Here is a 12,955-nt window from a genome sequence, read left to right as displayed (position 1 = left end):
AGGAACGGTTTCATTGAAAGATCAAACCGTGTTTACCGAATTGCCGGCATCCCGCTCGTTCGAAACGGATGGCTGTATCTATGTGTCCGGCCAAGGAGGTCTGGATGCTTCGACGGGGGAGATTGTCGGACCCGACATAGAAACCCAAACCATAGCGACGATGGAGAACATCCGGGCTATTTTGGCGGAAAGCGGACTGGACCTGGATTCCATTGTGAAAGTGAACGTATATTTATCCGATCGCGGTCTGTATCAGAAGTTTAATGAGGTATACGGGACGTTTTTTTCAGCGCCATACCCGGCGCGAACGACGATTTATTGCGACTTGAATTATGAGCTTCTTGTTGAAATCGATGCGTTTGCCGTTCGCAGGCAGGGATGAGAGGAAAAGGCTTGAAAATCGCTGTCGCCGTATAGAATGGGGGAATCCAAATTTGAGCGAGACGATGAATGCATTCGTAAGTTCCTTCATGAGCAAGCACGTCATTCCGGGAATGGCGCTGGCTGTGGCCGAGCATGGGCAGATGGTTCATGCCCGAGGTTACGGTTGCCGGAATCGGGAGGATAAATTGCCAGTCAGCATGGACACCGTATTCGGCATCGCTTCCCTTACCAAATCGTTTACTTGCGCGGCAGTGATGAAGCTGCAGGAACAGGGGAAATTGTCTGTCGACGATCCGGTCAACCGTTATTTGCCGGAATTCGCAACCCCGAATCAGGCCTGGACGGAGCAAATTCGCATTCATCATTTTATGACGCATTCGACGGGGATCCCGCCGCTGCCTACTTTATTTTACGCGATGAAACGCTCCCTGGATGCGGACCCATCCACGAAGGATTATTCGTATACGGCTGCTGCACCCCTATTGAAGCATGGCCCGATCGATTCGTATGAGCAGCTCATGGCGTTTATGGCTGACTGCGATTATGAATTGCTCGGGCCGCCGGGCACGCAGTTCAGTTATTGCAACGATTGCTATGGCCTGCTGGGGGCGATTGTGGAACGGGTTAGCGGCGTGCAGTTTGCGGAGTATGTGGGGCGGGAGATTTTGCAGCCGGCGGAGATGGAAGCAACCTCGTTCGACCTGGATAAGCTGCCGGCCTGGCAATTGACGATGCCCTATGCTGCTCGCAAAGCGGAAGACGGACATAAGACCACCTACCCTGCGCCCGGTTGGTGGGAGGCGCCGGCGCTGCTGGGAACCGGATTTTTGCGCTCTACCGCCAGAGATATGATGAAGTACCTGGAGATTTATCGAAATTACGGCAGGGTAGGCAATCGCCTGGTGCTGCAAGAAAATAGCGTGCGGCAGATGCTGACGCCGCACATTCAAATCGCTCCCGGCAAATTTTATGGCTATGGATTTCATATTACGAAAGGCGACCGAGGGCCGACGTTGATCGAACACGGGGGGGGATTAAAGGCCGTTTCATCACGAATGTGTTTCATTCCGGAGAAAGGGATAACGGGCATTGTGCTCTCCAATCTGGCGGAGGTTCCGATTTCGGCCGTACTGTATCGGGCATTGAATCTTGCTCAAGGTCTTTCGCCCGATGCCCGAATCATCCGCAGAGCGGGCTACGAGATGAAGAGGGACGATCTTAATGGCTATACAGGCCGCTACTCGTCTTATGAAGGCCAAAATATCGTCTTTGCGGCGATGGAGGGGAAGCTGGTCTTGGTCTGCCAGGGGCAAAACGTGATATTGCAGCCGGTGACGGAACGGGATTTGTTCCTGCTTGCGCTGGATGACGAAGAAGCGTTATTCCGATTTATCCGGAACGCGCAGGGGGAAGTGGTTCGGGTGTGGATGTCCAACAGCTCCCGGCAGCTTATGAAGGTGGAGTAAATGAAGCTACACAGGCATTTCGGGAAGTGAAAATATTAATAGGTGGATGTTGAGGGACGTCCGCCGAATCGCTCGCGGAACTGAAGGACTGGTTCCGGAGCGAATTTTTCCCGACGCTGCGCGGGCATCTCGGGCAATTGGAAGGTTCGCAGAAGCACGGCTTGATCCGTCAGGCGATCGAGTACATTTACGAGAACTACGAAACCGACCTGTCGACGCAGCAGGCGGCCGCCCAGCTCCGGCTGTCCCCGTATCAGCTCAGCCGCTTCTTCAAGGAAGAGACCGGCATGACCTTCGTCGATTATGTCATTGATTAGCGGATTTCGAAGGCGAAGGAATGGCTCCTCGACAGTTCCGAAATGTCGATCAAGGAAATTACCGAGCGGCTGCGTTATGCCAGCATGCAAAATTTTACGCGCGTGTTCAAGCAAATGACAGGGGTTCCTCCCGGCAAATACCGCAGCGACTGGCGGCAAAGCGGCGGGTAGTGCCCTTGAGGGAGCCGGGCCAAATACCCCCAAACAATCAGCCCTTCTGCTGGCGATACTCCAACGGAGCGAGACCGCAATATTTTTTGAACACCTGCGAGAAATACGAGAAGTTGGAGTAGCCGACCTTGGAAGCGATCAGATGGACGGGGATGCTCGTGTTCGTCAGCAGCGACTTGGCGATTTCCATCTTCTGCATCGCGATATAGTCGTTAAGAGAGACGCCTTTGACTTTCTTGAACAGCCGAGACAAATATTCCGGGTTGATATAGATGGCTTCGGCGATTTCAGCCCGGCTGCAGTTTTTCTCAATGTTCTGGTTGATATAGGCGATGGCGCGCGCGACGGAATCCTGGACTTGATGCGCGCCTGCGGCGTTTTCTTCCGCGTAATTCAACACGAAATCGACCAGATCGAGCATCTTGTCAAGCGAAGTATAAGCCTGAATATAGTCGGCGTAGCCGTATCGTTCGAAGAAAATTTCGCTGGCGTTCAGCTCCAGCTGTTTGGTCGCCGTCATGAACACCTGGATGAAGTCCTGGTGAAAACGGGCAAGAAATTCGGCGGTCATCACGCCGAGCTGCTTCTGCTGCTGCAGGTAACGGTGAATTTCGTTACGCACGGTTTTGCTGCTGCCATGGGCGATGAGTATGGCCCAATTTTGCATATCCGGAATCGAGTATGCGCTTTCCTTCAGCTGATTCATATGCTGCATCGTGAACACTTTGCTGTATAAAGCCACATTGTGCTGGCGCATCCGGCAGAGCGCTTGATAATGCTGCTTCAGCATAGGGGCTTGTCCGATGTCCGACACGTAGCAAGCGATCAAACAGGCAAGCTTATTCTGAACGGCAGCCATCAGCTGATTCATGATACGCTCTACGGGAGCGCCGAACGTGCTCTCCGTGTACAAAAGCGCCAAATAATTGAAGCCGTCAAGCTGGACCAACAGCGATTGCAATCGGTACGGCGCTGTAAAATGCGCCAATTCCTGCTTCAATTCCTCTTTGCCTGCTTGATCGCTTGGCTTCGTCAGCTGAATGAGCACGGAGCGAAACCAGGTATGCGGCGTTACGCGGATGTCCAGATTGTTCAAGTCCCGCAGCAATTGCTCATGATGCTGCCCGGAATCGGCGAGGAAGCTGCGGATGCAGTTTTCCAGCAGATAATCTTTGTTCTCCCGCCAATACGCTCCGTATTCGGAGAGCTGCCGCATCTGGGCGTTAGCATGGATTTTGTGGATGGCGCGCTCAATCGACGCCTGGATCGCCTCGTAGCTGGCCGGTTGCAAAATGTAGTCGAAGCAGCCGAGCTGCAGCGCTTCCTGGGCGTACTCGAATTCGGAGTGGGCGGACAGGAAGATGCACTGCAAGGCCGGGTAAGCCTCCCGCACCCATTTGAACAATTCCAGCCCGGTTTCCATCGGCATCTCGATGTCGCACAGCAGAATATGAATGTCTTTCTCCCCAAGCAGCATTCTCGCTTCGTCCGCGCTGTAGGCGTGATAGACACTCTCGATCCGCAGCGCCTGCCAGTCTACGCCGGCTTTCACGCCCTGCACCACATCATATTGATCGTCCACGACCAGAACGTTCATTCGTTTTCCTCCCCCTTCAGCTTTGAAGAAATCGGCAAAATGATTTCCGCGACCGCCCCTTCATCATTATTAAAAAAAGCTAGCCAAGCCTTCTCTCCATACAGCATAAACAACCGGTGACGCACATTGCTCAAGCCGACATGAATATCGGTGTAGATCGTGGAATCGCCGCAGTTCAGCTCCTCCAAGATCGAAGGGTCGAACCCGCTGCCGTTATCCTGAATCGTAATATCCGCATAGCTCCCGTCATCGCTTTCCAACAAAGCGGCTTTGATCCGGATCAGCAGCTGCTCTTGCGGCTTCGTCGCATATTTGACGCTGTTCTCCACGAAGGTTTGGATCGACAGCGGCGGCAGGGCGAAGTCCATCAGCGCCGGGTCGACCTGCCATTCGCATAGAGGCGGGATATGATGAGCGATATGCTGGATGCGCATATAGTTTTGAACGTGGTCCATTTCCTGGCGAAACGAGACAAGCTGCAAATTATCCTTGAAATTGTAGCGCAGATGATTGGAGATGGCGAGAATCATTTGCTGAATACGCTCGAAGCTTTGCTGCTGCGCCATTCCGTATAAGCTCTTCAAGCAGTTCAGAAAAAAATGCGGGCGAATTTGCAGCTGCAAATGCTGCAGCTCCGCTTTTTGCCGCCTGATCTCTTGCTCGTAAGCGACGATTTTCAGCTGATTGATTTCATTCGACATTTGGGTAAAAGCCGCATCCACCCGCTTAAACTCTTCGATCCGATATTCCTCGAGCTGCTGCGGCTCGGAGCCTCTGCCGATTCGGAGAACCAGGCGCTGCCACGGCGACAGCACGGAACGGTTCAACAGGACGAGACGGATCAGAACGAGCAGGACGGTCAGCAGGGAGAGGGTGAATAAAATGGCGAATCCGCCTTTGAAAACACCGGGCTTAGGCACGGCAAACATCAGTTGAATTTCGCTGTTGGCAATCGGAGCGCCGACGACCGTATAGTGATCGTTGGTCCACAAGTTGTTTTCCTCGACAAATTGCCGGTTCGTCAGCGCAACCCGATCTTGCGTGGCATAGATGACCTCGACGCCTTCGTGCACCAGGTCGAGCGTATACATTTGCGCGAAGTCGACCATGACTGCCGCGTACGTGCCATTTTTGCCGAGCAGCCGGAATAAGTAATATTTGCCTTGCACCTCGTACGTCATCCAGCCGCTGTAGTAAAAATTTTCGCGCGTTTCCGCCAGTTGGCGCACTTGATTCCGGATCGCTTCTTTCCACTCATAGGAATACCCTTCCTTAAAAATATCGCGGTACGTATTATTGATCGTGCTGTATACAAAAAAAGCGTCAGCCGCTTTGTAGGAGTTCAGCGCCGCACTGAGCTGGATCATCATTTCGTGCGAAGCGACATGCGCCTGCAACGGGTCGACCGGGTTGTTCAGCAGATGGAAGTTATCATTATTCAAGGCGATATGCGCCAGAAGCGTATCCAGCGCATTCAAGTCGATCTGCATATTCCGCGCGTACAACGCAAGAGACTGCTGATTGGATTCCACGAACTTGGCGTTAAACGTGTAGTAGGAATAGATGTTATAGGCGGACAGCAAGCCGATCAGCGGAAGCGTGATCAACAGCAGGTTGCGGAATACGTTCATTTTGAAGGAGACGCTGACTTTTCTTTTCATGTTGTCGATCACCTGCGCTGCAAATAATTGGCAACCGCTATAGCAAAAGGCCACCACGGAGAGCTTCTCCATGCTGGCATTTATGCTTACCCTTTTACTGCTCCAACGGTAATGCCTTTCACAAAATATTTCTGGAAAAAAGGATAGACGATCAAGACCGGCAAGGCGCCGATAACCGCAATCGCCATTTTGATGCCCACGCTTGGCATAGTGGCCGCGATTTCGCTGGCATTGCTGCCGGCTGCGCCGCTGGCTAGGAAGCGGACGTCCTGAAGCATCGTGTTGAGCATGTTCTGAACGCTGAACAAGCTGGGGTCCGTCAAGTAATAAAGCCCGTTCCTCCAGTCATTCCAGTAGTTCAAGCCGATCAGTAAGGACAGGGTGGCGACCATCGGCAGCGACATCGGGAGAACGACGCTGAACAGGATGCGCAATTCGCCCGCACCGTCTATTCGTCCGGCCTCGATCACTTCGTCCGGGATGCTAGTCATAAAGTACGTACGCATCATTATGACATAGAATGCATTCAGCAGCAATGCCGGCACGATGAGCGCCCAGATTGTATTATCGATGTTCAGATACCGGGTCCACATAATGTAAGTGGGGACCAGACCGCCGTTGAACAGCATCGTGAAGAAGACGAAAAAAGCGAATGTCCCCCGATGCGGTAAATCTCTTCTGGACAAGGGATAAGCAAGCAGGACCGTCAGGATCATGCTGCTCAGCGTACCGACCACCGATACGAAAACCGTAACGGAGTAGGCTCGCGCGATCGTTTCCATTTTCTTAAACATGTAAGCATAACTGTCCGTGCCGAATTTCTCCGGGAACAGCGAGTAGCCATTGCGAATGAGCGTGCCCTCGTCCGTAAAGGAGGAAACGACAAGCAGCGCAAACGGGAACAAGCAGAAGATCATCAAAGCGAACATGATGGCGTTCGCCATAATCGGAAACGCTTTACCATTCTCGACCATTGCCGACTCTCCTTTCCTTAGAATAGGGCGTTCTCTTTACTGAACTTGATCACAATCCGGTTGGCGATAAACACCAGGATAAAGCCGACTAAAGATTGGTAAACGCCTGCGGCAGAGGACATGCCTACATCGTTCAGCTTGATCAGGCCGCGATATACATAGGTGTCAATCGTGTTGGTTACATCGTACAGCGGACCGGAATCCATCGGAACCTGATAGAACAAGCCGAAGTCGGAATAGAAGATCGTGCCGATGGCAAGCAAGACGAGCGTGATCATCGTGGCCTTGAGTCCCGGCAGCGTAATGTGAATGATCTGCTGCCAGCGGTTCGCGCCGTCAATGACGGCCGCTTCGTAATAACCGCGGTCAATGCCGACCAGCGTCGCATAGTAGATGATACAGCTGTATCCGAACGTTTTCCAAATATGCACGGCGGTCAAAATATACGGCCAATATTTCGGCTCGGTATACCAAGTCACATCGCCCAGTCCCAGCGGTTTGAGAATGCTGTGATTGACAAATCCGTATTCAGAGCTGAACATGGCGAACACCAAATAGCTCACAATGACCATAGAGATCAAATACGGCAGCAGGATAATCGTTTGGTAGATCTTCTTCCAAAACTTCGAGCGAATTTCATTCAGGAGGATGGCCACTGCGACTGCAATGACCGTCCCCAGAATGATAAAGACCACGTTATAAGCAATCGTGTTGCGGGTGATAATCCATGCTTCCTTCGTCTTGAACAGGTACTCGAAATTGCTCAAGCCTGCGAATGGGCTGTCGATAATGCCTTTGTTCCAGTTCACGTGCTTGAAGGCGATGATAATCCCGCCCATAGGCACGTAGTTGTTGATCAGCAAATAGAGCAGACCCGGAAGCATCATCAGGTACAAAGGGATAAAGCGTTTATAGTTATGTTTGTGCTTAGATCTGTTCGCCTTTAACGCGACGCTCATTGACGTTCACCTTCCCCATGATGCAAGGTCGCATCCGATTACTTCTTATGCGTCGCAGCCCACTTGTCAAGGTCTGACTGCTTGGCGGCGATAATGTCGTCGATACCCGCAGCCTTCAGTTCCTTCTGGAACACCGGCAGCGTCGTTTCCGGATCAAGCATGCCGTTCATCAGCGCTTTATGGTATTTTGCTACAACGTTCGTCGTTGCCGTCATTTGGTTGCGCACACGGCTAGAATCGAATGTAAAGCCGTATGCGGCCGAAGGACGGGCGGTTTTATTAAACTCGGTTTGCACTTCCCAATAGTTGGCCGGGTTGCCGTTCCATACATGACCGATCGTTTGGTTCGGCCACAGCCAGCCGCTGCTAGGTCTGTAACCGGTGTTGTTGCCGTCGAGCCCTTTCGGATAGTCGATGATCTTCTGTCCGTTAGCGGCGTCGCCTGTTTCCACATAGTGCTTGTCCTTGATGCCGTAGATCATCAGGTTGACCAATTCCGGGTCCGTGTACATGAGATTCAGCAGTTTCATCGCTGCGTCCGGATTTTTGGTGCCGTTGCTGATCGCCCAGGTCGCCATTTGCACGTCGGACGTCGTTTTATAAGCCGGAACGATTTCCGAAGTGACGATTTCGATGCCGTTGTTTCTTGTTTCCTGAACGTCGAAGCCTGGCTTCAGGTTGACGAATCCGCCGAATGCCTTGCCCGCTTTCATCATCTGGCCGGCATTTTCGGTATTGTTGATCGCATCCTTCATGATCAGCCCGTTCTTATACCATTTGTTCATGCGCGTGATGAATGCTTTGTAAAATTCCGTTTCGTACAAGTTGACGACTTTCAGTTCCTTGCCGAAATCCATCAGGACGCCGAGGTTCGTGATGTCGTCGCCCAGCGTATCCCAGCCCCAGTTGCGCACAAGCTCGCCGTTGGAAGGAACGACCGGGATGATGTTCGGCTCGTTCTTGTGAATAGTCGTAAGCGCTTCTTCCAGTTGATCGAGCGTTTTGATGTTCTTATAGTCGATATTGTATTTGTCCGCGAGGTCCTTTCTCATTTCAAAGCCATAGGCTTTGGCCAGATCGCGGCCTGTCGTAATGCCGTAAATATCGTCGCCGATGCGACCGCTTTCAATATACTCAGGGCCAATTGCTTTCACAAGGTCTTTGCCGTACTTGTCCAACAGTTTCGTAAGCGGGAGAATTTGCCCGTTGTTCGCCATCGTAGCAAGCGGTGTCATATAGACGGGCAGCAGGTCAACGCCTTTGCCGGAAGACAGCATCATCGTCGTTTGTTGAACGTAGTTGCCGTAAGCGATGAACGTCAGATTCACTTCAACGTTCAGCTTTTTTCTCGTGATTTCGTTAATCGCTTTCGTAACTTCTTCTTTGTCGTCTTTATTCGTGCTCATCATCGCGACATCAAGTTTGACAAGCTCTTTCTCTCTCAAGTCTCCGGAAGCGGTTTCAGTTCCCGCTGGAGTCGGACTGTTGCTCGCCCCTTTATTATCCGAGCTTCCGCAGCCCGTAACCAGCACGCCGCCCATTGCTGCAACCAGTAAGCCTGACAACACTTTTTTCATGTATAGTGACCCTCCTCAAATTGATCTGGACCTATCTTAGCAAATTAGGCGAACTGATTTCTGTAAAAATAATGTCTTATCCCATCAGAAAAATGACTTGTTATCGTTTTGGACCGCCTTTCGAGGTTCGTAGGCGATTGGATTATGCTATGATATGTGCTGCACTTCAGGTTAAACCATACATCAAAGAATGAGGCGATAACACATGACGAATTTAAAAGTAGCCTTACAACTGTATACGCTGCGCGACTACGATAAGGAAGATTTCGCAGCGAAGCTGCGGAAGGTGCGCGAGGCCGGGTACGACGGCGTCGAGTTTGCAGGCTTTGCGAATATGTCCGCCGCAGATTTGAAAGCGACGCTGGACAGCCTGCAGCTGACCGCAATGGGCAGCCATACGCGGATCGAGGAGCTGCTCGGCGATTTGGATAACGTGATTGCGTACAACCAAGTCATCGGTTCTTCCTATATCGTCATTCCTTATTATGAGATGAAATCGGAAGAACATGTGCAAACGTTGATCGGAATCGCGAAGGAGATCGGACCGAAGATTAAAGCAGCCGGCATGGATCTGTTGTACCACAACCATTACCACGAGTTTATCAACGACTTCGGAGACAAGCCGATTCTGGAGACGCTGAGAGAGTCGACAACCGAAGGGGAATTGAATTTCGAGATCGACATGTTCTGGACGACGCATGCCGGACGCGAGCCGGTTCGTATCATGGACGACTTCGGCACGCGCTGCAAGACGGTACATCTGAAGGATATGGTGAATAAAGAAGAGAAGGAAATGACCGAGCTGGGGACGGGCATCCTCGATCTGGCCGGCATTGTAGCGAAGGCTAAGGCTGCGGGTTATGAATGGGTTGTTGTCGAGCAGGATCGGATTAAGATCGACGGCTACGAAAGCGTGAAGCTGTCGCTCGACAATGTGAAGGCGCTGCTGTAGACGCAGGGCGGCAAGGGGAAGCGGTGGACTGCCTCAGTTTGCAAGCGGAGTTTTCCAGACTAATGATTGACGGATCGTCAACCCCAATGTTGTTAGGCTAGCTACGGAATCCGTGCATCCCGCTAGCGTAAGTTCGTTTACCTGCAGCATACAAAATAAATCTATGCGGGGAGAACGACGCGAACGAGCGTTAACTGGAAAACATGCAACTATTTTCGGTTAAAAGGCGAGAAAAAGACATTTAACTGGAAAAGTTCCAGGTAATTTTCTGCATTTCTTCGTATTTGGGAGATTCCGTTAGAATTAGCTGCAGATTTTCCATTAAGATCTGCGAATCAAGCAATATTACGAAAAATAGCTGGAGGTTTTCCATTTCGCATTTTGAATCTCCCACATAGATACGAACATTGCATGAAAAAGACGCTTCCATCCCCACTATTACCTATTACAGTGGTTTTGGAGGCGTCTTTGCACATCTTTTGGAATGACTCACTTTGAACGAGGCGTTTGAGATAGCCCCTTCGTGGACTTGCAATCCGACCGCCGACGTGTGACCGAGCACCGCGTGCCGCGATGGCACCGCGCGCCGGGAGGCGCGCGCGGTGCGGACGTTGCGCTTGCCCCCCCGCTACGCTGCGTCCAGCGGGGAGGGGCGGGGCGAGTAATCCGTTCATTTTCCGGGATGAAGGACGGACGTTTTATTCCATTCGGGCAAGCTCGTAATCGAACCAGGAGCGGGTTTCGCCGGCGGTCCAGTTCTCGATCGTGTTGTTGGCATGCTGGATATAGATCGTTCTGTTCTTATCCAAATAAAATTCCCCATTCGCATAATCGGAAAGGCGGACGGCTTCGAGCTTCGTGTTCAGCTTATAGAGTCCGGCGCTGTCTTGTTCCGAGAAATCCTTTTTACGGCCGAGAAACACGGCGTAGAGACTGCCGTCTTCCGCCGCCGGATTTGGTAATGCGGGATTGGTCAGCCCCAATGCCAATACATCCGCTTCGTCAAGCTGTTCATTAACCGTGCGAATATTGCCTTCCCGGTCGATCAGGCCGAGAATGGCGGTTCCCGGGATGTACATATTGCGGCCCGGCAGTCTGGCGGCAGCGATCCACACGGTGCCGTCGGGATTCGGAATGACCCGGTCCAGCTTGTTGCGGAAATCTTTCAGTATGGTCGCTTTGCCGTCTTTGACCCATATGTTATAGGTTGATCCGTAATTCGGCCCGATTACCGGCAAAGGCAGCCGCAGGTTGATCGAAATGATTACCCCTTGATCGCCCGCACTATACTCGGTGTAGGTGTGAACAGGCGGTCCGAAATCGGCGGCTTCCCACACGTCGGAATCCGTTAACGTGTATATTTTGAGGTCGCCGTAGTACAAATCCCGGTCCTTGCGCTGAAGCTCCACCGGTTTTCCGCCTAACGGAGGGGGTGTCGTAGACTCGGACCGACTGCCAAGCAGCTTATCCAGATCTTCACGGCCCTTCCATTCAAGCGCATAGGAAGACTTGTTCATCTTGATCACCGACTTGGCCGGGTCCGCCGACAGCATGGAGTAGAAGTATAAGGACTGATCGTCATCGCCGAGCAGGGAACCGAAGACGTTCTGGCCGCCGATCAGATGCAAGCCGTCCTTCTCGCTCCAGCGGATGTCGATCTGCAAAATATCATGGACGAACCGCCAGGTCAGCGGCATATAAGTAACGTCCTGGTAGGACAAAAACGGATACGGCTCGGATGCGTTTTTTATCGAGATCGCGTTCATCGTGATCGGTCCGTCGGATAGCAGGGCGGAAAACGTACCGGATTTGCGCTTGGCATCCGTCAGATCCTGCTCGGGCGGCGTTTCGCGGATAGGCACGGGATAATTCCGGTTCGCCCAAATGATCAGCCCTTCCGCTTCGCTCCATTGAGACTCAATGCCGAGTGCTTGGAGATTGTTCCAGGTCAGCGGCAGGTAAGTAATGTCCTTATAGAACAAAAACGGGTACTTGCTGTGAAGCAGATCCATTTCCTGGCCGTTGATTTTTAAGGGAAACGGAGGGATCGTCGCTTTGACGGAGCTGCTTGCCGCAGCCTGCATCGGCACGACGGATACCAGCAGGAAGAAAAGCAAAGTCATTGCGAGCGTCCACTTTTTGGCGGAAAAACTCAAAGTCATCACCTGATTTCCGAAAAATGATTTCGGTACAATAGACGCACCCCGTAGGAGAATGTTTCGCAATCTAGAAAATAATGGCCGGAAAATAAGCGATAAGAAGCGGGTTATTTCACGATTTTATGAACGGGTATTTGCCAGATCACTTTGCCGATGATTTTGTCTTTCTCAACGAATGGGGTTACCCATAAATGGGAGTCGAAGCTTTCGTTCCTGTTATCGCCTAGAAAAAAGTACTTGTCCCGAGGGACCGTGACCGGACCGAAGTCGTACCGCATCGGTTCTTTCGTATAACGCTCGGTTATCTTTTCCCCGTTTCTGTAAAGCGTCCCTTCCCGGATTTGGATCGTGTCTCCCGGCAATCCGATCAGCCTTTTGACATACCGTTTATGTTCAACACTAGGGTCAGGGGGATAAAAGACAACGATGTCCTCGACTTTCAGACTTTCGGATCCCGTTATTTTTTCAACAATAATTCGGTCATGCACATGGATCGTCGGAACCATCGATTCGGTAGGTACGGCCATCGCTTCTGCGACATACGCCTTAAGAAACAAAGAAACGACTACCGCGATCAGCAAGCTAGGCAACCATTCGCGCAATATTTTTTTCAAAATATGCCTCCTGTTCATAAAAAATATCCGATTAGAGTTGTATACGCTCCGTAAAAGGAAAAGGTTGCGCATGTCTTTCAGTATGGAACGAGAGTCGTCAGATGTTGGAAGAAAAGAGCGGCCA

General features: G+C 51.6%; 12 protein-coding genes. 5 read left to right on the top strand and 7 right to left on the bottom strand.

The features are described 5' to 3' along the window. The first annotated feature begins 13 nt into the window (after positions 1-13). From DQG23_RS26720 to DQG23_RS26705, 4 genes are all read left to right on the top strand, one after another. Positions 14-382, top strand: coding sequence for a RidA family protein (locus DQG23_RS26720; RefSeq protein WP_238178043.1), 369 nt, complete (start codon positions 14-16; stop codon positions 380-382). A 52-nt stretch (positions 383-434) separates the two neighbouring features. After that, positions 435-1,850: a serine hydrolase domain-containing protein gene (locus DQG23_RS26715; RefSeq protein WP_238178042.1), complete on the top strand. Its 1,416-nt coding sequence runs from the start codon at positions 435-437 to the stop codon at positions 1,848-1,850. A gap of 137 nt (positions 1,851-1,987) precedes the next feature. After that, positions 1,988-2,167, top strand: coding sequence for an AraC family transcriptional regulator (locus DQG23_RS26710; protein WP_158560709.1), 180 nt, complete (start codon positions 1,988-1,990; stop codon positions 2,165-2,167). A 3-nt stretch (positions 2,168-2,170) separates the two neighbouring features. Next, positions 2,171-2,338: a helix-turn-helix domain-containing protein gene (locus DQG23_RS26705; protein WP_272949071.1), complete on the top strand. Its 168-nt coding sequence runs from the start codon at positions 2,171-2,173 to the stop codon at positions 2,336-2,338. A gap of 37 nt (positions 2,339-2,375) precedes the next feature. Here DQG23_RS26705 and DQG23_RS26700 read toward each other — a convergent pair whose 3' ends face one another. The 5 genes from DQG23_RS26700 to DQG23_RS26680 all read right to left on the bottom strand — a co-directional run bounded on the left by DQG23_RS26700 (position 2,376) and on the right by DQG23_RS26680 (position 9,106). After that, the gene (locus DQG23_RS26700) at positions 2,376-3,935 is read right to left on the bottom strand and encodes a response regulator transcription factor (protein WP_113034087.1); all 1,560 of its coding nucleotides are present in this window, start codon (positions 3,933-3,935) and stop codon (positions 2,376-2,378) included. Beyond that, positions 3,932-5,596, bottom strand: a complete 1,665-nt coding sequence (locus DQG23_RS26695) for a sensor histidine kinase (RefSeq protein WP_158560708.1) — start codon at positions 5,594-5,596, stop codon at positions 3,932-3,934. Before DQG23_RS26695 ends, DQG23_RS26700 begins: the two co-directional genes overlap by 4 nt. An 86-nt stretch (positions 5,597-5,682) precedes the next feature. Next, positions 5,683-6,570, bottom strand: coding sequence for a carbohydrate ABC transporter permease (locus DQG23_RS26690; RefSeq protein WP_113034085.1), 888 nt, complete (start codon positions 6,568-6,570; stop codon positions 5,683-5,685). A 17-nt stretch (positions 6,571-6,587) separates the two neighbouring features. Continuing rightward, on the bottom strand, positions 6,588-7,529 hold the full coding sequence (locus DQG23_RS26685; protein ID WP_238178041.1) for an ABC transporter permease: 942 nt from the start codon (positions 7,527-7,529) through the stop codon (positions 6,588-6,590). Positions 7,530-7,567: 38 nt separating this feature from the next. Continuing rightward, positions 7,568-9,106 carry an ABC transporter substrate-binding protein gene (locus tag DQG23_RS26680; RefSeq protein WP_113034084.1) on the bottom strand — a complete coding sequence of 513 codons (1,539 nt, stop codon included), beginning with the start codon at positions 9,104-9,106 and terminating at the stop codon, positions 7,568-7,570. A gap of 205 nt (positions 9,107-9,311) precedes the next feature. Between DQG23_RS26680 and DQG23_RS26675 the strand changes: the two genes are divergently transcribed. Beyond that, entirely contained in the window at positions 9,312-10,058 is a 747-nt protein-coding gene (locus DQG23_RS26675; protein WP_113034083.1) for a sugar phosphate isomerase/epimerase family protein, read from the top strand. Between the two features lie 698 nt (positions 10,059-10,756). Here the strand turns inward: DQG23_RS26675 and DQG23_RS26670 are convergent. Both DQG23_RS26670 and lepB read right to left on the bottom strand, forming a co-directional pair. Further along, on the bottom strand, positions 10,757-12,220 hold the full coding sequence (locus tag DQG23_RS26670; RefSeq protein WP_238178040.1) for a hypothetical protein: 1,464 nt from the start codon (positions 12,218-12,220) through the stop codon (positions 10,757-10,759). Between the two features lie 104 nt (positions 12,221-12,324). After that, the gene (lepB, locus tag DQG23_RS26665; protein ID WP_113034082.1) at positions 12,325-12,831 is read right to left on the bottom strand and encodes a signal peptidase I; all 507 of its coding nucleotides are present in this window, start codon (positions 12,829-12,831) and stop codon (positions 12,325-12,327) included. Positions 12,832-12,955 lie beyond the last annotated feature (124 nt).

The sequence above is a fragment of the Paenibacillus contaminans genome, from assembly GCF_003285015.1.
GTDB lineage: Bacteria > Bacillota > Bacilli > Paenibacillales > NBRC-103111 > Paenibacillus_V > Paenibacillus_V contaminans.
The sequence above is the reverse complement of the archived record's forward strand: the minus strand, read 5'-3'. Positions and strand labels throughout refer to the sequence as shown.

Bases quoted from the DNA above. Each gene is read 5' to 3' on its own strand.
- DQG23_RS26685 (WP_238178041.1), bottom strand. From the start codon at position 7,529: ATGAGCGTCGCGTTAAAGGCGAACAGATCTAAGCACAAACATAACTAT.
- DQG23_RS26680 (WP_113034084.1), bottom strand. From the start codon at position 9,106: ATGAAAAAAGTGTTGTCAGGCTTACTGGTTGCAGCAATGGGCGGCGTG.
- DQG23_RS26700 (WP_113034087.1), bottom strand. From the start codon at position 3,935: ATGAACGTTCTGGTCGTGGACGATCAATATGATGTGGTGCAGGGCGTG.
- DQG23_RS26670 (WP_238178040.1), bottom strand. From the start codon at position 12,220: ATGACTTTGAGTTTTTCCGCCAAAAAGTGGACGCTCGCAATGACTTTG.
- DQG23_RS26695 (WP_158560708.1), bottom strand. From the start codon at position 5,596: ATGAAAAGAAAAGTCAGCGTCTCCTTCAAAATGAACGTATTCCGCAAC.
- DQG23_RS26690 (WP_113034085.1), bottom strand. From the start codon at position 6,570: ATGGTCGAGAATGGTAAAGCGTTTCCGATTATGGCGAACGCCATCATG.
- DQG23_RS26675 (WP_113034083.1), top strand. From the start codon at position 9,312: ATGACGAATTTAAAAGTAGCCTTACAACTGTATACGCTGCGCGACTAC.